This window comes from Glycomyces sambucus (genome assembly GCF_900102815.1).
In the GTDB taxonomy this organism is placed as follows: domain Bacteria; phylum Actinomycetota; class Actinomycetes; order Mycobacteriales; family Micromonosporaceae; genus Glycomyces; species Glycomyces sambucus.
In genome coordinates, this window is sequence record NZ_FNGF01000006.1 from 1 (window position 1) to 19,781 (window position 19,781).

Here is a 19,781-nt window from a genome sequence, read left to right on the forward strand (position 1 = left end):
GCTCAGCTCAGCTCAGCTCAGCTCAGCTCAGCTCAGCCCAGCTCAGCTCAGCGACCACGATTATCGCTCTTGCTCCTCGCCTTCGCGCTCGCCACGGCGGCGACCGCCAGCGCGGCCAGACCCATGGCGACGCCGATCCAGATCGGGGCGGTGAGGCCCCAGTGCGCGTCGATGGCGAGGCCGCCGAACCAGGCCGAGAGGGCGATGCCGACGTTGAACGAGGCGGCGTTCACCGAGGAGGCCAGCGAGGGGGCGCCTTCGGCGGCGTCGAGGACCCGCGTCTGGAGCACCGGGACCATCGCGAACCCGGCCGCGCCGATCACGAAGACCATGATCGCGGCCGGGATCGGGGCGTGCACGGCGAAGGCGAAGACGACCAGCGCGACCGTGGCCGCGGCGAGCGTTCCGAACAGGGCGGGCGTCACGGCGCGGTCGGCGAGGCGTCCGCCGAGGAGGTTCCCGGCGGTGAGGCCGACACCGAAGAGGAGCATCAGCCAAGGGACCGTTGCCGTCTCGAATCCCGAGACCTGGGTGAGGATCGGTTCGAGGAAGGTGATCGCGGCGTAGGCGGCGCCCCAGCCGAGCATGGTGATCGTGAGGACCACCCACACCTGCGGGCGGCGGAAGACGGCGAGTTCGCCGCGCAAGCCCTGGCCCGGGTCGTTCGCGCGCGAGGGCACGAAGAGCAGGATCGCGGCCAGCGCGAGCGCGCCGATCGCGACGATGGCCCAGAACGCGGCGCGCCAGCCGAGCTCCTGGCCGAGGGCGGTGCCGAAGGGCACGCCGACGACGTTGGCGAGCGTCAGGCCGGTCATCATGAGTGCGATTGCGCGCGAACGCTTCTCGGGGGCGACCAGTCCGGCGGCCATGACCGGGCCGATGCCCATGTAGGCGCCGTGGCACAGGGCCGAGACGATGCGGCCGGCCATGAGCACGGTGTAGGTCTCGGCGACGGCGGCGAGCACGTTGCCGGCGATGAAGAGGGCCATGAGGACCGCGAGCATGGTCTTGCGCGGGAGCCTCACACCGACGGCGGTCATGATCGGGGCGCCGATGGCGACCGAGGCGGCGTAGCCGGTGACGAGGAGGCCCGCGGTGGAGATGGAGACCTTCAGGTCCTCGCCGAGCGGGCCGAGGAGGCCGACGACCACGAACTCGGTGAGCCCGATCCCGAAGGCGCCCAGTGCGAGTGCGCCGATGGCGAGCGCGCGGCGGCGCTTGGCCGCGGTCGGCGCAGCGTCGGGGGCGCGGTCGGTGCCGCGGTCGGGGGCCGGGTCGGAGGCGGGGCCGGTGGAACGGTCGGTCGCGGCGGTGGTCGGCACAGTGGTCCTCTCGGGCGGGTCCGGTTCCGGGCGAGACGGGGGTGCCCTGAAACCGCGGCCAAGTATTCCTCGCGTCCCGGAATCGGTCCATCGGTTTGTCCGACCGTTGCGGAAAGGGTGCGGGGCGTGCGGATGCGACCTTCGTCGGACGTCAGGTGCTGCTTTGGTCGTGAGCCGCTGGGGCGCAGGTCATCCCGCGGGGCGAGGCGGCGCACCGGTGCGCCGGGCGAGGCTGGAGGCCGACTTCAGCAAGGGAGAGACCCCCGTGACCAACACCCGTCGTCGTACGCTCATTGCCGGAACCCTGGGAGGCATCACCATCAGCGCTTCAACACTCGATGCGGCGGCGGCCGAGCCGTCGCGGCAGATCGCGTTCGGCCCCGAAGGCTGCGAGCCGGACCTGGAGGTCGACTGGCACGCGGGCTGGCCCTCGTCCAAGCACGACCCCGAGCCCGAGATCCAGTCGCACGCCGCCGACGAGCACACGATCGTCATGCGGCAGAACAAGTCCGTGAACTACGAGGCGCCGTTCATGTTCCTTCTGTTCGGGAACGAGCGGGCGCTCCTCATCGACACCGGGGCGACCCCCGAGCCGGAGTACTTCCCGCTGCGGGCCACCGTCGACGGGCACGTCTCGGACTGGCTGGACCGCCACCCGCGCCGCAAGTACGAGCTGGTGGTCGCCCACACCCACGGGCACGGCGACCACAAGGCGGCCGACGCGCAGTTCGCCCACCGGCGGCGCACCACTGTGGTCGGTCCGGGCCTGGACGAGGTGTTGGCGCACTACGGGTTCGACGACTGGCCGGCCACGCCGCGCGAGATCGACCTGGGCGGCCGGGTGGTCGACGTGATCCCCGGGCCGGGTCACCACCCGGCGGCGACCGTGTTCTACGACCGGTGGACGCGGATGCTGCTCACCGGCGACACGTTCTATCCGGGGCGGCTGTACGTCGACGACTGGAATGCATTCGAGACCACTGTGGACACGCTTGTGGCGTGGTGCGACGCGCACCCGGTGTCGCATGTGGTCGGCTGCCACGTCGAGATGTCGGTGCTGCCGGGCGTCTCGTACCCGCGCGGGTGGACGTACCAGCCCGACGAGGCCCCGCTCCCGATGACGGCGGCGCAGCTCCGGGAGCTCCAGGCGGCCGTACGCGAGATCGGCGGCGCGCCGGGGAAGCACGTGTACGACGCGTTCGAGGTCTGGTACCAGGCGGAATAGGGGCGCGGCGCGGAGGTCCGGACGCCCGGCGGTTCGAAGGCCCGGCGATTCGGCCGGCCGATGACCGGTCGGTCGGTGCCGGTCGGTCGGTGGCCGGCCAGGACCTCCCGGTCGCCGCTCCGGCCCGTCCGATCCGACCGGTCTTAGGACCTGCGGTGCAGAGGGGACCGGGACGCGCGACCGAGGCGGGCGGGCCTTCGCGTTCCTAGCCTTGGACTCCCGCGGGCCGGAACCGGTCCGGGGAACCCGAGGAGGAGAACATGACCATCCTGGTCACCGGTGCGACGGGGAACGTCGGCCACCACCTGGTCGAGCGGCTGGTCGCCGACGGTCACCCCGTCAGGGCCCTCACGCGCGACCCGGCGACGGCGCGGCTCCCCGAGGGGGTCGAGGCGGTCGCGGGCGACTTCGCGGACCTGGCCAGCCTGGAGCGGGCGCTCGACGGGGTCACCGGCCTGCACCTCATGACGACCTTCGGGCCCAAGAACGAGACCGTCCCGCACAGCGCGCAGCTCGCCTCAGCCGCGCTCGCGGCCGGGGTGAAGCGGGTGACGCTGCTGTGGAACGGGTACCGCGGGCCGGTCGAGGACGCGTTCGCGGCGCTCAACGCGGTCGAGCTGCAGCCCGGCGAGTTCATGTCGAACGCGCTGACCTGGGCCGAGGAGATCAAGGCCGAGGGCGTGGTGCGCGAGGCGTTCGGGCACATCGGGCACGCGCCGGTCCACGAAGGCGACATCGCGGCCGTCGCCGCGGTAGCGCTGACCACCGATGGCCTTGCGGGGCAGCAGATCCCGCTCACCGGGCCGGAGACGTTGAACGTGGCCGACCAGGTCGGGGCGATCAACGACGCCACCGGGAAGGACGTGCGGTTCGAGGCCCTGAGCGAGGACGACGGGCGGCTGCGCATGCAGGCCCTCGGCTACGACGAGGCGACCATCGACTACGTGCTCGGCTGGCGGGAGGCGCCGCCGGCCTGGACCCAGCGCCCCAACGACGCGGTCGAACGCGCCACCGGCCGCCCCGCCCGCACCTTCGCCGAATGGGCGCGCGAGCACGCGGGCGCCTTCCGCTAGAGGTACGGCCAGAATCGGGGCGGGTGGCTCCGGCCCGGAGCCTGACGGCATCCACTCGAAGCACGGTCCGAACGAGGACCCCGCCCCGGAGCGGCACGGATCGCTCCGGCCGGGGCCGGACGGAAAGAGGGCAGCCTCGGGCGCCTCACGGCGCCGTATCGAGCAGCCCCCGGTTCGAGGGTGCCTCCAAGGTCCGACGATTTCCCGCCCGCTCCCCCGCTTCTCGGCCCTGCCGGGCCGAAAAGCGGCCATGATCACTTCCCTCGCCCCGGGCCAGGACGGCACTCCCTGCCCCGGACGGCGAAGCGGCCCGCAGGTGTCCCTGCGGGCCGCTTTCCCGTTGCGGTCGCTTGGTAGTCCTGCCGGCCGGTGTCGACCGCGCCGTGCGACCCGGTCCGGTCGGGCGGACTCGCGCGCTCGCGAACCGGCCGTCGAGCGGCGCACTGCCCGATCCGGTCGGGCGGACTCGCGCCCTTGCGCAACCGGTCTGCGAGCGGCGCACTGCCCGATCCGCTCATGCGCACTCGCGCGCTCGCGCAACCGGTCGGCGAGCGACGTACTGCCCGATCCGCTCGGGCGGACTCGCACCCTCGCGTAACCGGTCGGCGAGCACCGCACTGCCCGATCCGGTCGGACGGACTCGCGCGCTCGCGAACCGGCCTTCGAGCGGCGCACTGCCCGATCCGCTCGGCGAACCCGCGCGCTTGCGCAACCGGTCGGCGAGCACCGCACTGCCCGATCCGGGTCGGCGAACCCGCGCTTCCGCCTTGCTCAGACGGACTTGACGCCCTGGGCGATGGCCTCGGCGACCGGGGTCGTCGGGCGGCCGATGAGCCTGGAGAGGTCGCCGGTGCGGGTCGCGAGGAGGCCCCGCGAGATGGCGTCGTCGGCCCCGACGAGGATCGGCACGAGCGTCCCCGGCAGCCCGGCGCCTTCGAGGATCCCGCGGTGGACCTCGGGCGTGACCCGGTTGAGCGGAAGCTCCTTGCCGAGCTGGCGCGACGCCTCCGCGGTGAACTCCTCGAACGTCCACGCCCGGTCGCCGCTGAGCTCGTACTCGGCGTTCGCGTGCCCGTCGCCGGTGAGCACCGCGACCGCGGCGGCCGCGAAGTCCGCGCGCGAGGCGCTGGCGACCTCGGCGCCCTCCGCGGCGCTGGTGAGCAGGCCGCCCGTGGCGAGCGCCTGGCCGATCGCCTCGGTGTAGACCTCGTGGTACCAGCCGTTGCGCAGCAGCACGTACGGAATGCCGGAGTCGATCAGGTACCGCTCGGTGATCTGGTGCTCGCGGGCCAGCTCGAAGTCGGCGGCCGGGCCGCCGAGGATGCTCGTGTACGCGAGGAGCGCGACCCCGGCGCTCTTGGCCGCGTCGACCACGGCCTTGTGCTGCGGGACCCGCTGGCCCACCTCGCTGCCGGAGATGAGGAGGACCTTCTCGCCCTCGCGGAACGCGTCCGCCAGCGACGCCGGGTCGCTGTAGTCCGCCTGGCGGACCTCGACGCCCAGCTCGCCGAAGCGGCGGGCCTTCGCGGCGTCGCGCGCGACGACGGCGATCTCCTCGACGGGGACCTGGTTGATCAGGCCCTCGACCACCAGGGTGCCGAGCTTTCCGGTTGCTCCGGTCACGACGATCATCTGCTGCTCCTTCAGTGTCGGTTGCGACGATCTTTTCACTTTCCAAATGAAAGCACAATCAAAATGAAAGCACTATCGCGGAGGTAACATTGCGGGATGACCTCCCGTCCCGTGCCGCACGTCCTCAGCGAGTTCCAGGTGCTCGCCGACGGCTGCCCGTCCCGTCCGGTCCTCGACCACGTGACGGGGCGCTGGGGCACGCTCATTGTGCTGTCGCTCCATGAGGGCCCGAAGCGTTTCAGCGAGATCCGCCGCGCGGTCGGCGGCATCAACGACAAGGCCCTCGCGCAGGGCCTGCGCCACCTCGAACGCGACGGCCTGGTCATCCGCGACGCCTCCGACGGCTTCCCCTCCCGCGTCGAGTACGCCCTCACCGAGGTCGGCACCGGCATGGAGGCGCGGCTGCGCGAGATGGTCGCCTATCTCTACGAGCACATGCCCTCGGTCCTCGAAGCCCAGGCCGGGTACGACACCGAGCACCCGGCGGCCCCCTAGCGGCGCCGCGCGCACGGCCCGCCGACCCGATCCGGTCGAACCGTCCTCCCCCGGCCCTTGACGATTCCTCCGAATGCCCGAAACCGCAGGTGACGGCCGCCCCGGCGCCTAAACTCGGGCCATGGCGTCGCGGGCCTCGTTCTTCGGAGGGCTGCGGCCGGCCACGGCGATCCCGCTGTGGGTCCGGCTGCTGCCCCTCGTCGCCCTGTTCGCCGCCTCCTTCTTCCAGCTCTTCCGCCCCGACCCGCTCCACGCGGGCATCGCCATGGCGGTCGTCCCGATCCTCGCCGCGTTCGTCCTCGGCCCCGGCTGGACCGCCGCCATCGCCGCGTTCGGCCTCGCGGTCGTCGCCGCGCCCATCCCGGTCTCGCGCCGCTTCGACGGCGACGACATCGTGGTGGTCTCCATCGTCTTCGCCACGGCCATCGGCATCTCGTGGCTGCGCCAGCGCTTCGAGACCGGCCTGGTCACCCTGCTCAGCGTCTCCGAGGCCGCGCAGCGCGCCATCCTCCCCGAGCTGCCCGAGCGCGTCGGCGGCCTCGCGTGCGCCGGGTTCTACCACTCGGCGCAGCAGGGCGCGAGCATCGGCGGCGACCTGTTCGACGTGCGCCGCAGCCCGTTCGGGACCCGGCTGATCCTCGGCGATGTGGAGGGCCACGGGCTCGACGTGGTGGGCGCGGCCTCGATGCTCCTGGCGGTCTTCCACGAGGCGATCCTGGACGAGCCGGAGCTGACCGGGGTCGCGCGGCGATTGGAGCGGCGCATCCTGGGCGACGCCGACGGCGGGTACATCCCCGAGCTGTTCGCCTCGGTGCTGCTGGCCGAGTTCTCCGAGGAGTGCGACGAGGTGCGGCTGCTGTCGTGCGGGCACCCCTCGCCGCTGCTGCTGCGCGGCGAGACCGTGGAGGAGGTCGACCTCAAGCCCGCGCCGGTGCTCGGGCTGCGGCTGTCCGACACGCCGCGGGCGGGCACGGTCGCGGTGCTGCCGTTCGGGATCGACGAGACGCTGCTGGCGTTCTCCGACGGCCTGGTCGAGGCGCGCGACGCCGACGGGGAGTACTACCCGCTCGCGGAGCACCTGGAGGGGCTGGTCACGCCCTCGCCGCGGTCGCTGGTGGCGTTCGTGTGGGAGGACGCCTCGCGGTTCGCGGCGCGCATGGACGACGATGTCTCGATCCTGGCGGTGACCAGGGTGCTCGGGAGCGGTGCCGCGGATTAGTTTTTCAATCCGTTTGACGAAGGGTGTTTACAAGAGTTCGGTTCTGTGTGAATATCCAAATGACTCGATTGGCACCCCCGAAGGAGACGACGATGTCATCCCCCCGTCCCCCGCGTGCGCTGCCCCTGCGCCGCAACGGCTTCCGGCGCGGGCCGGCCGCGCTCGGCGCCGCCGGCCTCGCGGCGGCCGTCGCAGCCGCGGCCCTCCCCGCACTCACCGGCGGCCCCGCGAACGCCGAGGAGGCCGCCGCGAACGCGGTCACCGTCACGCTCGACCCGTCCTATCAGCAGGCGGCGTTCGAGGGCTGGGGCACCAGCCTCGTGTGGTTCGCCAACGCCACCGGCGGCTACCCCGACGAGATCCGCAACGAGCTGGCGGACATGCTCTTCGGCGAGGACGGGCTGAACCTGAACATCGCCAGGTACAACATCGGCGGCGGCAACGCCCCGAACATCGACGACGAGTACCTGCGCGGCGGCGCCGCGGCCGTCCCCGGCTGGTGGGCCGCCCCCGAGGGCACCACCCAGGCCGACAAGGACTGGTGGGACCCCGAGGACCCCGAGCACTGGGACTGGGACGCCGACGAGCGCCAGCGGTGGTGGATCGACGCGGTCAAGGACGACGTCACCCACTGGGAGGCGTTCGCCAACTCGCCGCCGTACTTCCAGACCGTCTCCGGGTACGTCTCGGGCGGCTTCGACGCGAACCAGGACCAGATCAGGACCGACACCGTGGACGAGTTCGCGGTGTACCTCACCGAGGTCATGGAGCGGGTCGAGGCCGAGCACGGGATCGAGTTCGACACCGTCGACCCGCTCAACGAGCCGAACACGAACTACTGGGGCACCCAACTCGGCCCGGACGGCGTGCAGCCCACGGGAGGGCGCCAGGAGGGCGCGCACGCCGGACCCGAACTCCAGCAGCTCGTCATCAACGCGCTTGCGGAGCAGCTGTCCGTCTCGGAGCTCGACGCGGTCGTGTCCGCAATGGACGAGACCAACCCGGGCACGTTCGTGCGCAACTGGAACGCGTACACGGAGGAGTCGCGCGCGAACGTCGACCAGCTCAACGTCCACACCTACGGCACCGGCCAGCGCACCAGCGCCCGCGACCTCGCCAAGGCCGCGGACCTGCCGTTGTGGATGAGCGAGGTCGAGGGGTCGTGGACCTCGGGCCAGGATTACGAGTCCATGGAGAACGGCATCGGGATCGCCGCGCGGATCACCGACGACCTGCGCGAGCTGGAGCCCGCGGCGTGGGTGCTGTGGCAGCCGGTCGAGGACGTGGCCGGCGGGCACAGCTGGGGCTCGATCCACCTCCCGTTCGACTGCACGGCCGAGGACACGCTGGAGACCTGCCCGATCCGGGTCAACACGAAGTACTACACGATCCAGAACTTCACGCACTACATCGAGCCCGGCGACCACGTGATCGCGACCGACGACGCGGCGACCACGGCCGCGGTCGAGGCGGACGGCAAGGGCGCGAACGCGGTGTACACCAACAGCAGCGACGCGGCCGTGGAGGTGACCCTCGGCCTGTCCGGGTTCGACCGGATCACGCGCGGCGCGACCGTGACACCGGTGGTCACGAGCGCGGACGGCGCGCTCGTGGAGGGCGAGGCGGTGCGGGTGCGCGGCGGCGAGGCGACGCTGACCGTGCCGGCGAAGTCGGTGACGACGTTCGTGATCGAGGGCGTGTCAGGTGTGGCATGTGACATGGCACTGTTCCAGGACGGGCACGTGTACCGGTTCGACGGGGTCCAGAGCGGCAAGTCGATCGCGCCGAGCGCGGACGGCACCGGGATCGTCATCGAGACCGACGACGCCGCCGACGGGGCGCAGCTGTGGGAGGTCGAGCGGCTGACCGAGGGCTACACGAACACCGAGGAGTACGCGATCGTCAACGCGGCCACGGGGGCGCGGCTGGCGGTCGCGGACGGGCTGGCGGTGCTGGAACCGGACGAGGGCGAGCCCTCGGCGGCGGCGACCTGGTACCTCTCGACCACCGGCGACGGCACCTACGTGCCGGTGAACGCGGGCACGGGCCTGGTGCTCGACGTGTGGGGCGAGGCGACCGCGGACGGGTCGCCGGTGCAGACGTACACGCCGACCTCGGCGCCGAACCAGCGCTGGGGCGTGGTCGACGAGACCGTGCTGCGGGCGCAGCAGGTCAGCGCGTACACGGTGCCCGGGTTCGTGCCGGAGCTGCCGGCGACCGTGCCGGGCGTGTACCGGGACGGGGTGCGCGGGGCGCTCCCGGTCGAGTGGGACATGCCGCGCGAGTCCACATGGAACCGGGTCAGGACCGTGACGGTGACGGGCGAGGCGACCGACGCGCTCGGGAACACGTTCCGCGCCAAGGCGAAGGTCGGCGTGGACACGTTCTCCGCGACCGAACCCGCTGCGGCCGTGACGTACCCGGGGTTCACGCCGCCGCTGCCGGCGACGGTGACGGCGCTGGGCGACCACGGGACCGAGGCCGCGGTGCCCGTGGCGTGGGAGGAGCCCGCCGAGGGCGCCTTCGACGAGTACGGGACCGTGGCGGTCGCGGGCACGGCGGTGCTCGTGGACGGCACGGAGCTGCCCGCGGTGGTGAACGTGGAGGTCACGGACCCGGTCGAGGCGAACGTGGCGCTCGGCGACGGGGTCTCAGTGACGGCAACGTACACCGAGCCGGGGTACTCGGCCTCGGCGCTGCGCAACGGGGTCCTGACGGACAAGGCGTGGTCGAACTGGAAGTCGGGGCCGTTCAACACCGAGGAGACCATCGCGGTGGAGCTGCCGGAGGCGCGGGACGTGACCCGGGTGGTGTCGTACTTCTGGAGCGACGGCGGTCGTCCGTCCTATGCGGACACATTGACGGTGCAGTACCGCGACGCGGCGGGGAACTGGGTCGACGCGGGGTTCGTGGACGTGCCGACCGGTGAGGCGCCCGTGGTCGACGTGGAGGTGAACGCGAAGACGTCCGCCGTGCGGTTGGTCATGACCGCCGGTTCCGGCGGGACCGCGGGGTGGATCATCCTGAGCGAGATCGAGGTCTACGCGAAGGCCCCGGCCGCCTAGGCGCCCGGGGGCACGACGAGCCGGGGCCCGCACCGCGTTCGGCGGTGCGGGCCCCGGCCGTGTGCGGAGGGCAGGAGTGCGGAGGGCAGGAGTGCGATGGGCGGGGTGGAGGCGGTGCCACAGGCGCCGGGACGGGCGGACGCGGCGGGCGGGCCGGCTCGGCGGGCGGGCGGGCTCGGCGGCTTTGGTCTGCGGCTTCGATTCCGGGGCGGCTGTCGGTCCCCGGTCCTACGCTTGGCCGGTCGGAAGGGGAATGCCATGTCAGACGACCCGATCGCGATCTCGCCGCCGGTGCCGATCCTGCGGATCTTCTCGGTCGAGAAGGCCCTGGAGTTCTACGTGGGCTATCTGGGCTTCGCAGTCGCCTGGGAGCACCGGTTCGAGCCGGGCATGCCGCTGTACATGCAGGTGGAGCGCGGTGCGGCGGTGCTGCACCTGAGCGAGCACCACGGCGACGGCACACCGGGCACGGCGTGCTTCGTGCCGATCCGCGGCATCGAGGCGTTCCACGCGGAGCTCGCCGCGAAGGACTACCCGTTCGCGCGGCCCGGGATCGAGGACGCCCCTTGGGGATCGAGGACCTTGACCGTCGGCGACCCGTTCGGCAACCACCTCAGGTTCGACGAGGCGCGGTAGCGGGACCCGGGAGCGGGGCCGGGCCACGGGAACGGTGACGCACCGCGCCGCCCGGCCGTCGAGCGGCCGGGCGGCGCGTGTCGATCGTCTAGGCGCCGAAGGCGTCCGAGAGGGCGGTCAGGCTCTCGGCCTCCTCCTGCGTGAGCTCCAGTTCGGCGGAGGCCAGGAGCGGGGCGAGCTGGTCGAGTTCGCGCGCGCCCGCGATCGGGGCCGCGATGCCGGGGCGGCTGCGCGCCCACGCGAGCGCGACCGAGGCGATCGCGGTGCCGCGGTCCTGCGCGATCTCGTCGAGGCGCTCGATGATCGCCAGGCCCGCCGGGTTCAGGTTCTTCCCGGCCGAGCCCCCGCGCACCGACCGCTCCAGGTCGGCCTCCGTGCGGTACTTGCCGGTGAGGAACCCGCTGGCCAGCGCGTGGTACGGGAAGACGCTCAGGTCCTCGGCCACGGCGATGTCGCGCAGGCCCGGCTCGAAGGTCGCACGGCTGACGAGGCTGTACTTGGGCTGGAGGGCGACCGGGCGGGCGGCCCCGGTGCGCTCGGTGATGTCGAGCCACTCGCGCAGGCGCTCGGGGCTGTAGTTGGAGACGGCGACGTGCTTGACCTTGCCGTCGGTGACGAGGGCGTCGAAGGCGGCGACGGTCTCCTCCAGCGGGGTCTCGGCGTCGTCGAAGTGCGCGTAGTAGACGTCGATGGCGTCGGTGCGGAGCCGCTTGAGCGAGGCTTCGGCGGCGGCCTTGACGTTCGCGGCCGAGAGGCCCTTGTACTCGGGGTGCTGGGAGACCTTGGTGGCGATGAGGAGGCGGTCGCGGTTGCGGGCGAGCCAGGAGCCGATGACGGTCTCGGACTCGCCGCCGGAGTTGCCTGGCGCCCAGGCCGAGTAGGCGTCGGCGGTGTCGACGAGGGTGCCGCCGGCGTCGGCGAACGCGTCGAGGACCCGGTGGGCCTCGGCCTCGCCGGTGGTCCAGCCGAAGGTGTTGGTGCCGAGGACGAGCGGGTGGATCTCGATGCCGGTCCTGCCGAGCTTGGCCATGGGTGACCTCCAGGGTCGTGTTCCCGGGGCGCACGGGCCGTGCGCCGCCGCGGCCCGGCTCCGCCGGACCGGTTTCCGAAGCGATCCTTTCATACACCCCGGGAACACCGCGCCGGAATCCGGACGGCCGTTCGAGTGACCCGTTCGGCGGTTGCCGGCGTCAGAAGCCGAGCAGCGACAGGTGGAGGCGCGTCTCCGTCCCCTGCGCGCTGGTGTGCGTGCGCAGGAGGTCGACCACGGAGTTGACGAGCAGGAGCCCGCGCCCGAAGGGCTGGGCGGCGTCGACGGGGCGGCGCCCGGCGAGGAGGTCGGTGATGTGGCCGGCGTCGGAAACGGCGCAGACGAGCGCCCGCTCGTCCGACCAGATCCGCAGCTCGGCGCTGCCGCCGCCGTGGAGGACGGAGTTGATGAGCAGTTCGGTCACGGCGATCTCGAGGTCGACGAGCTGCATCCCGGAGAGGCCGGCGCGGCGGCCGAAGGCCACTGTGAACCAGCGGGCGTTGTCGATCGTGTCGATGTCGACGGCGCGCTCGATGGCGAACTTCGGCGGCGGTTCGAACGGCGCGTTGTACTCGCTGACGACGCGGCCGGGGTCGTAGGCGGCACTCGCGTGCTCCCCGGTGGGGTCGATAAGGCGGGGGTGGGTGGCGCGGAGGTCGGCCACCGCGCGCGTGCCGAGGCCGGCGACGTCGTGGGGGCAGAGCATGGCGACGTCGCGTCCGGCGAACGCGTAGTTGATGAGCGCCTCGTGCTGGGCGCACGCGGGGTACTCGGTGTCGGTGCGGCCCGGCCAGGTCGACTCGCCGACGACCCAGGACCGCCGGTCGGCGTAGACGTCGGTGAACGCGCGCAGCACGCCGGGGATGATGCGGCCGGGGTTGGCGCCGACCTCCGACATGTTCAGGAGCCGGACTCGGTCGACGGCGCCGCCGAGCGCCTTGCGCAGCAGTTCGAAGTGCTCGACGGGGACGGCGATCACGACCGGCGCGTCGAGGGCGAACGCCTGCTCGATGAACGCCATGGTCCCGGTGAGGTACTCGTCGTCGCCCGTGTACTGGAAGGCGGTGTGCCTGAAGGGATCGCCGGTCGCGGGACCGGCAGCGGCGGTCAACTCGGATCTCCTTCGATCGCAAGGACGTTGACGGGGATCTGCCCCGGCGGCGGGATTCGGGGCGATGTGGAGCCAGCAGCCTCAGTCTAGGCCGCGGAGCACGGCCGGACAATGTGGCATGTCCAGGGGGTCCACGCCCCCGTGACAACACCGCCGCGCGGGGTTACGGTGGAGGTCACAGTGGAGAGTTTCGGGTACCCGCGTGGGCCAGTGCTTGCGATGCCGGCCAGGTGCGGGGGAACGGTCGTCTGAGCGCTCCAGCGGACACTGATCGGTGGCGGGCCCCGTGCCCGTCGCGGGAATGGGCCCCTCCGCAGCGGGCCGCCCGCAGCCCACCGGTGACCGCCTGGCCGTCCGGCCCGCTCGCCGAAGACCCGGCCGCGCGCCGGGAACCGAACCGACCGCTCAGAGGCGGTGCTCCACCATGAACGCACGACATCCCGATGACCGGTACATGCTCGGCCGCGGCGGCGACCGGACCCGGGAGGCCCTGTTCGCCCGGCTCGCGGCGCTCCCCGACGGCGACCCGGAACGCCTCGTGTTCCGCGACCGGCTCGTCGCCGGCCACCTGCCGCTGGCGGCGCACATCGCGAAATGCTACGCCGGCAAGGGTTTCACCGAGGAGGAACTGCTCGAAGCGGCCTCGGCCGAACTCATCGGCGCCATCGACCGGTTCAACCCGGCCTGGGGCGACTTCCTCACCTTCGCGATCCCCTCCATGATGGACGCGGTGCGCCGGCACTGCCGCAGGACGACCTGGCCGCAGGACGTCCCGCACCACCTCGTGGAACTGCGCTCGGCGATCGCGTACGCCGACGCCGCACTGGCCCAGGACCTGGAGCGGCCGGTCACGACGGCCGACATCGCCGCACGCCTGGGCACCACCGAAGCCCGCATCGAGGCGGGCCGGGAGGGGGGCCGGGAGTTCCCGCCCGACCCCCTGGACCGGCCGCCGAAGGCTGCGGCTCCTCCGGTGCCCGTCTCCCGCCTCCTGGAGACGACACTGGAGGAGCTCAGCCGGCGCCTGCTGGCCGCGCCCGAGACCGGCGAGATCCGGACGAGCGACTACGGCGGCCGAGACGGGCCCTAGCGGTCCTGCGTCAGTCCTGTGCGTCTCCAACGTGCGGCCCGATTCGCCGAGGCGCTCCGGCTCCTGGACGCCTGGACCGCCCGCGGCGGCACGCGACCGCTGAGGCCCGGGCGGCGTGCGAGGGGCCGGCGCCGGTTCACCTGACCGGGACCAGGTGCGCTCGAGCGCCCGCCGTCCGGCGCCGGACGTAGTGGACCGTGAGCACCGCCAGCAGCGGCCCCCAGGCCGCCAAGGGCGCGTAAGCGACCCAGAAGACCGCGGTCTGCCAGCCGTGCACGACCAGCCGGGTCGGCTCGCCGTCGATGCCCAGGCCGAACGCGTACAGGACCAGCGCGTACGGCAGGACCATCAGCGCCGCCGCGCCCAGCGCGGCCGGCACCGCCGCGGCCCAGACCGGCACCGTCCGCCCCCGCAGCAGCGGCACCCAGCGCGGCCACACCTCGCCCCACACCGTCACCAGCCCGACCGCCAGGAACGCCAGCGCCTCGCTGACCACGCTGAGCGCCACGATGTACCACCACGGGCCCGCCTCCAGGCCGCTCGCGGCGGCCATGACCTCAGGGTCGGTCTCCAGCAGCGGCGCACCGCCGATCATCGCCAGGATCCTCCAGACTCCGGAGGGCAGGGCGGTCAGCGCGACGGCGTAGGCGGTCCACACCGCCCAGCGCGGGACCCCTGCGGCGGTGCGGCCGTGGAACCGCTCGGCGAAACCGGGACCGGTCATCGGAACTCCTCTGCTCGACGTGGACGCCGGGACGCCGGCGCGGTCGCTCGAGTCTCACCCGGCGGCACGCGGCGGGGCCTCCCCCGAGCGCCGCGAACCGCTCCCCCGCTCGGGGGAGCGGACGCGCCCGAGCACCCACGCCCCGGGACCCGTTCCATGGAGCCGCTCCTTGGGACCCGCGGAAGTAATCGAGTGTGATCAATCACTACGTCCGCCGGAATTGCCCGCACTGGTTATGATTCACGGCCATGACGTATCTGTTCGATGTCATCACCTGGGGCCGTGAAGGAAACACGGTCGACGGGCGGCTCACCAGCCTGATCGGCCGTGACGCCCGCTTCCACCGCGGCCCCGAGTTCGCCCTCCAGCTCCTCATGGACGCGTGGTTCCAGGGGTTCGGCGCCGGCGACATCGACGCGGGCACCGCCAAGGAGTTCGAGGAGTGCTTCGAGCTGTTCCTGGGCAAGCGCGTGTGGATCGACGGCAAGGGCTTCGTCCTCGACGAGCACACCAAGCAGCCGGTCGAGCCGAAGGTCAACGCCTACAAGGCGTACGAGGGCCAGCTCGACGGCACCGCGGGCGCGTGGGGCAAGTACACGATCCTCACGACCAAGCCGCGCGGCGAGGACTTCCGCAGGCGGACCGAGGCGATCATCGCCGCGTTCCGCATGGAGCCCGAGGACGACGGCGAGCACGCGGACTTCTCGATCGAGGTCACCGATCCGAGGTACCTGGCGCACATGGGCCGGCACGCGAGCTTCGAGACGGCGTTCACCGGGCACCTGCCGGGGTAGACGGCCCGCGGTGCCGCCCGGTGCGGCCCCGTCCGCTGCCGCACCGGACCGTCCAGCACCGCCTCGTATCGCACTGTCGCTTGCGGCGCATGGGGAACCGCCGCCGAATCGTGCCCCGCCGAACGGCCCCGCGCCGGTAGGCTCCTGCGGATGACCTCCTGGGAATGGGACGAGACGCTGTACGCCGGCGCGGCAGTCCACTACGGCAACGGCCGCATACCGTACCCCGCCGCGCTGGCCGAGGCGGTGCGCGACGCCCTCGGGCTCGACGGCACCGGGCGGCTCCTCGACGTCGGGTGCGGGCCCGGATCGCTCACCGTGCTCCTGGCGCCCCTGTTCGCCGAGGCGGTCGGCGTCGACGCCGACCCCGGCATGATCGCCGAGGCGCGGCTCAAGGCGCCCGGCATCCACTGGCAGCACCTGCGGGCCGAGCGGCTGCCCGCCGACCTGGGGACGTTCCGGGTCGCCTCGTTCGCGCAGTCCTTCCACTGGATGGACCGCGACCTCGTCGCGAAGCGGGTGCGCCCGATGCTCTGCCCCGAGGGGGCGTGGATCCACATCGGAGCGACCACGCACCGCGGCATGGACTCCGATGAGCCGCTGCCGCTCCCGTCCCCGCCGTGGGAGGCGGTCGAAGCGCTCGTCCGGCGCTACCTCGGGCCCGTGCGCCGCGCCGGGCAGGGGGTGCTCCCGGACGGGACCGCGGGGGGCGAGGACGAGGTGATGCGCCGGGCCGGGTTCTCCGGGCCCGAGGTGATCAGCGTGGGCGAAGGGCGTGTGGCCGTGCGGAGCGAGGACGAGATCGTCGCCTCGGTGTTCTCGCTGTCGAGCTCGGCGCCGCACCTGTTCGGCGACCGGCTCGCGGCGTTCGAGGCGGATCTGCGCGCGGTGCTGCGGGAGGCGGTCCCGGACGGGCGCTTCGCGGAGCGGTTCCGCGACATCGGGATCTCCGTCTGGCGCCCGTGACCGGCACCCGTAAAGACTGTTGGCACGCTCCCACGGACAGGCAAACCATGATATTTATTGATATCGATAGATTAGGTCTTCCGCAGTCGGGTTGGGATGCGGACCGAGCAGAGGAGATTCTGCATGGCTTCCATGCCGACCCGGCCGCGGCGCCTCGCCGCGGCCGTCGCCCTGTCAGCGGCCGTCGCCGCCGGCACGATCGCGATCGTCGCGGCGGGCCCGGCGCACGCCGTGGGCTGCCAGGCGCTCGACTACCGGGTGGTGAGCGACTGGGGCTCGGGCCACCAGGCCGCCGTCTCCCTCACCGCCGAGGACGGCGCCGTGAACGGCTGGGAGATCGAGTTCCAGCTCCGGCCCGGCGCCCAGGTCCAGAGCGCCTGGAACGTCGACTGGTCGCAGTCCGGCACCGCGTTCACCGGCGCCGACGTGGGCTGGAACGCGACCGTCGGCGCGGGCCAGACCCGCGAGCTGTTCGGCCTCGTCGTCTCCGGCGCGGGCGCCGAGCCGACCGAGTTCACCCTCAACGGCGTCGACTGCGGCACCGTCGAGGAGCCCACCGAGACCCCCAGCGACGATCCGACCGAGACGCCCACCGAGGACCCGACCGACCCGCCGACCGATCCCCCCGAGCCCGGCGAGTGCCCGGCCGGGGCCGTCTGCGACGGCTTCGAGAACCAGACCGGGACCGTCCCGGGCGGGGCGTGGAGCGTCGGCGCGCCCGACTGCACCGGCAGCGGCGCCGCCGCGGTGGACTCCACTGTGGCCAACGGCGGCGGCAAGTCGATCCGCGTCGACGGCGGTGCGACCTACTGCAACCACGTGTTCGTCGGGCGCACCTTGCCCGCCGACGCCGACTGGTTCCGCGTCTACATGCGCCACACCACGGCCCAGCCCGCCAACCACACCACGATGATCGCGATGCAGGACCGCAACGACGCCAACTCCGATCTGCGCCTGGGCGGCCAGAACTCGATGCTCCAGTGGAACCGCGAGTCCGACGACGCCACCCTCCCCGAGCAGAGCCCGGCCGGCGTCGCCCTGAGCGAGCCGTTCCCGGTGAACACGTGGATCTGCGTCGAGTACCGGATCACCGGCGGCACCCTCACCACCTGGGTCGACGGCGACCCCGTCACCGGGCTGACCGCTGACGGCACGCCCACCCACGACGTCGACTCCCAGTGGCTCTCCAAGCCCTCCTGGAACCCCGACCTCGCGGACCTGCGCCTGGGCTGGGAGAGCTACGGCAACGACGCCGACACCGTCTGGTACGACGACGTCGCCTTCGGCCCCGACAGGATCGGCTGCTGAACCCGCACCCCCGCCCCGCCGCATCCGGCGGCGGGGCGGGGTCAGTCCCGCGCGCGGAACCGGGCCGAGGCCCACGGGGCGAGCTGCACCGCGCCCCAGGCGATCTCCACCACGAGGAAGGCCCACAGGAGGTCCGGGGCGCCGTGGGCGAGGGCGTTCGCCATCCACAGCGAGAAGAGGACGCGGGCGGCGGCGTCGAACAGGCCGTGGAGGCGCTGCGGGCGCACGAGGCGCAGCAGGGACCACACCACGACCACCGAGCCCATGAGGTTGGCGTACAGGACCTGCATCGGGTCGAGGCCGGGGAACGCCGCGAGGCCGAGGGACCCGCTCAGGGCGTTCAGGCCGGCGTGGACGAGCGCGAGGGTCCAGGGCGTGGCGAACCCGGCCGTGACGGCCAGGTCGTAGGTGGCGCTGGCGCGGACCACGGTGAGGTACGAGAGGCGTTGCGGCGCAGTGGTCGCGATGAGGGTCGACATGGTGTCTCCGTTCGTTCGGTCGCGCTACCGTAAACGGTGGAGTGCACTCCAGTGTCAAGTCGAGAGGAGCGGCCCGTGCGGATCGGGGAGCTGTCGGAGCGGTCGGGGCTGAGCCGGGACGCGATCCGGTTCTACGAGCGGATCGGACTGGTCGAGTCGCACCGGTCCCCCAACGGGTACCGGGACTTCGGCGACGAGACCCTGCCGTGGCTCGACTACGTGCGCACGGCCCAGCGGCTCGGGTTCTCGCTCGCGGAGATCGCGCGGCACGGGGCCGAGGTGCGCCTGGCGCCGGACCCGACGGCGGCCCTGTCGGCCCTGTTCGCGGAGCGGATCGCCGCGGTCGACGCGAAGATGGCCGAGCTCGCGGCGCTGCGCGCCGAACTCGCCGAGCGGGCCGGCACGGGCTGTCCGCTCGAACCGGACCGGGTCAGATCGGCGCGGGCCGGATCGCGGCGGGCCGGATAGCGGTGGATCGGGTAGCGGCCGTTCAGATCGCGACGGCGCGATAGCAGCGGTTCAGCAGCGGCGGTTCAGTCCTCGACCCCTCAGTCCTCAGCCGTTCCGTCCTCGACCGTTCCGTCCTCGACCGTGAGGACGGTCTTGCCGCGGGACTCGCCGGCCCGGATGCGGGCGAGTGCGGCCGCGGCGTCCGCAAGCGGCGCTTCGTGGTCGATGCGGAACCGCAGCTGTCCTCTCTGGACGGAGTCGGCGAGGGACGCGAGGGTCGCGGGCCGGGCGTTCGCGTACAGGTTCGAGCCGCGCAGGCCGCGGGAGGCGAGGAGTTCGGCGTCCACGGCCCCGTTGGCGGAGACGATCGCGCCGTTCGGCTTGAGCAGCCCGGCGATCGCCTCGATCTGGGCCGGGCCGGAGACCAGGTCCACGATCGCGTCGATCCCGTCCGGGTGGGCCTCGCCGACCTGCTCGGCCGTGGGCCCGGCGGTGTAGTCGACGGTCTCGGCGGCGCCGAGGCTCCGCAGCAGCGCGGCCGTCTCAGGGTCGGTCGTGGCGATGACGCGGATGCCCTGGGCCGCCGCGAGCTGCACCGCGGCCTGGCCGACGCCCCCGGACGCGCCGTTGACGAGCAGGCACTGGCCCGGCCCGGCGCCGGTGCCCTCCACGAAGTCGTGGGCGGCGGCCCCGGCCGTGGGCAGGGCCGCGCCGGTCGCGAAGTCGAGCTTGTCGGGGAGGCGGGCGAGCTTGGCGGCCTTGGTGATCGCGTACTCGGCGTAGGAGCCGCGGCCGGTCTTGACGTCCATGAACTGGCCGAAGACGCGATCGCCCGGCTCGAAGCGCGGGTCGGTGAGGTCGGGCTCCCCGGCGCTGACGACGGTGCCGGCGCCGTCGGAGCCGAGCACGAGCGGGAACTCGTGGTGGACCGCGTCGCGCATGGCGCCCTCGACGACCTTCCAGTCGAACGGGTTGACGCCCGCGGCGGCGATCTTGACGAGGACTTCCCCGGGGCCGGGTTCGGGGACGGGGAGGTCGGTGAGGCTCGGCTCGGTGTGGAAGTCGGTGACGACGACGGCGCGCATCTCGTGGGTCCCCTCGGTTGGCCCGGCGGGCGCCCGGCTGCGCCCGGCCTGAATCTACACCGGTGCGTACCCCGATG

Annotated in this window: 18 protein-coding genes; 11 read left to right on the forward strand and 7 right to left on the reverse strand. The window is 72.7% G+C overall.

Annotated elements, in window-relative coordinates:
- Window positions 1-47: 47 nt before the first annotated feature.
- Window positions 48-1,322, reverse strand: a complete 1,275-nt coding sequence (locus BLS99_RS17835; RefSeq protein ID WP_245712297.1) for an MFS transporter — start codon at window positions 1,320-1,322, stop codon at window positions 48-50.
- A gap of 265 nt (window positions 1,323-1,587) precedes the next feature.
- Between BLS99_RS17835 and BLS99_RS17840 the strand changes: the two genes are divergently transcribed.
- Window positions 1,588-2,547, forward strand: a complete 960-nt coding sequence (locus BLS99_RS17840; protein ID WP_245712298.1) for an MBL fold metallo-hydrolase — start codon at window positions 1,588-1,590, stop codon at window positions 2,545-2,547.
- A 260-nt stretch (window positions 2,548-2,807) separates the two neighbouring features.
- Complete coding sequence (locus BLS99_RS17845; RefSeq protein ID WP_091052778.1) at window positions 2,808-3,620, forward strand: NmrA family NAD(P)-binding protein; 813 nt, start codon at window positions 2,808-2,810, stop codon at window positions 3,618-3,620.
- Window positions 3,621-4,391: 771 nt separating this feature from the next.
- Here BLS99_RS17845 and BLS99_RS17850 read toward each other — a convergent pair.
- Window positions 4,392-5,252: an NAD(P)H-binding protein gene (locus BLS99_RS17850; RefSeq protein WP_091052782.1), complete on the reverse strand. Its 861-nt coding sequence runs from the start codon at window positions 5,250-5,252 to the stop codon at window positions 4,392-4,394.
- 96 nt (window positions 5,253-5,348) lie between these two features.
- On the opposite strand from BLS99_RS17850, the gene BLS99_RS17855 reads away from it, so the two are divergent.
- The 4 genes from BLS99_RS17855 (at window position 5,349) to BLS99_RS17870 (ending at window position 10,667) form a co-directional block, all read left to right on the forward strand.
- Window positions 5,349-5,747: a winged helix-turn-helix transcriptional regulator gene (locus tag BLS99_RS17855; protein WP_091052784.1), complete on the forward strand. Its 399-nt coding sequence runs from the start codon at window positions 5,349-5,351 to the stop codon at window positions 5,745-5,747.
- Between the two features lie 121 nt (window positions 5,748-5,868).
- Window positions 5,869-6,966 (forward strand): PP2C family protein-serine/threonine phosphatase, encoded by a 1,098-nt coding sequence (locus tag BLS99_RS17860; RefSeq protein ID WP_091052787.1) that lies wholly within the window; start codon window positions 5,869-5,871, stop codon window positions 6,964-6,966.
- A gap of 92 nt (window positions 6,967-7,058) precedes the next feature.
- On the forward strand, window positions 7,059-10,031 hold the full coding sequence (locus BLS99_RS17865) for an RICIN domain-containing protein (protein WP_091052789.1): 2,973 nt from the start codon (window positions 7,059-7,061) through the stop codon (window positions 10,029-10,031).
- 258 nt (window positions 10,032-10,289) lie between these two features.
- Window positions 10,290-10,667, forward strand: coding sequence for a glyoxalase superfamily protein (locus BLS99_RS17870; RefSeq protein ID WP_218126619.1), 378 nt, complete (start codon window positions 10,290-10,292; stop codon window positions 10,665-10,667).
- An 88-nt stretch (window positions 10,668-10,755) separates the two neighbouring features.
- On the opposite strand, the gene BLS99_RS17875 is transcribed toward BLS99_RS17870, so the two are convergent.
- Complete coding sequence (locus BLS99_RS17875) at window positions 10,756-11,697, reverse strand: aldo/keto reductase (protein WP_091052791.1); 942 nt, start codon at window positions 11,695-11,697, stop codon at window positions 10,756-10,758.
- A 160-nt stretch (window positions 11,698-11,857) separates the two neighbouring features.
- Entirely contained in the window at window positions 11,858-12,808 is a 951-nt protein-coding gene (locus BLS99_RS17880) for a sensor histidine kinase (RefSeq protein WP_218126627.1), read from the reverse strand.
- A gap of 424 nt (window positions 12,809-13,232) precedes the next feature.
- Between BLS99_RS17880 and BLS99_RS17885 the strand changes: the two genes are divergently transcribed.
- A complete protein-coding gene (locus BLS99_RS17885) occupies window positions 13,233-13,898 on the forward strand; it encodes a sigma factor (RefSeq protein WP_176953421.1) in 666 nt (221 codons plus the stop codon).
- Window positions 13,899-14,034: 136 nt separating this feature from the next.
- On the opposite strand, the gene BLS99_RS17890 is transcribed toward BLS99_RS17885, so the two are convergent.
- Window positions 14,035-14,622: a hypothetical protein gene (locus tag BLS99_RS17890; RefSeq protein ID WP_091052797.1), complete on the reverse strand. Its 588-nt coding sequence runs from the start codon at window positions 14,620-14,622 to the stop codon at window positions 14,035-14,037.
- Window positions 14,623-14,870: 248 nt separating this feature from the next.
- Between BLS99_RS17890 and BLS99_RS17895 the strand changes: the two genes are divergently transcribed.
- From BLS99_RS17895 to BLS99_RS17905, 3 genes are all read left to right on the forward strand, one after another.
- Entirely contained in the window at window positions 14,871-15,416 is a 546-nt protein-coding gene (locus BLS99_RS17895) for a hypothetical protein (RefSeq protein ID WP_091052800.1), read from the forward strand.
- Window positions 15,417-15,566: 150 nt separating this feature from the next.
- On the forward strand, window positions 15,567-16,382 hold the full coding sequence (locus BLS99_RS17900; RefSeq protein WP_091052803.1) for a class I SAM-dependent methyltransferase: 816 nt from the start codon (window positions 15,567-15,569) through the stop codon (window positions 16,380-16,382).
- Window positions 16,383-16,505: 123 nt separating this feature from the next.
- Window positions 16,506-17,690, forward strand: a complete 1,185-nt coding sequence (locus BLS99_RS17905; RefSeq protein ID WP_218126633.1) for a cellulose binding domain-containing protein — start codon at window positions 16,506-16,508, stop codon at window positions 17,688-17,690.
- 41 nt (window positions 17,691-17,731) lie between these two features.
- Here BLS99_RS17905 and BLS99_RS17910 read toward each other — a convergent pair whose 3' ends face one another.
- Window positions 17,732-18,169: a hypothetical protein gene (locus tag BLS99_RS17910; protein WP_091052805.1), complete on the reverse strand. Its 438-nt coding sequence runs from the start codon at window positions 18,167-18,169 to the stop codon at window positions 17,732-17,734.
- Between the two features lie 75 nt (window positions 18,170-18,244).
- Between BLS99_RS17910 and BLS99_RS17915 the strand changes: the two genes are divergently transcribed.
- Window positions 18,245-18,637 (forward strand): MerR family transcriptional regulator, encoded by a 393-nt coding sequence (locus BLS99_RS17915; RefSeq protein WP_091052807.1) that lies wholly within the window; start codon window positions 18,245-18,247, stop codon window positions 18,635-18,637.
- 80 nt (window positions 18,638-18,717) lie between these two features.
- On the opposite strand, the gene BLS99_RS17920 is transcribed toward BLS99_RS17915, so the two are convergent.
- On the reverse strand, window positions 18,718-19,704 hold the full coding sequence (locus BLS99_RS17920; protein WP_091052809.1) for an NADP-dependent oxidoreductase: 987 nt from the start codon (window positions 19,702-19,704) through the stop codon (window positions 18,718-18,720).
- Between the last annotated feature and the right edge of the window lie 77 nt (window positions 19,705-19,781).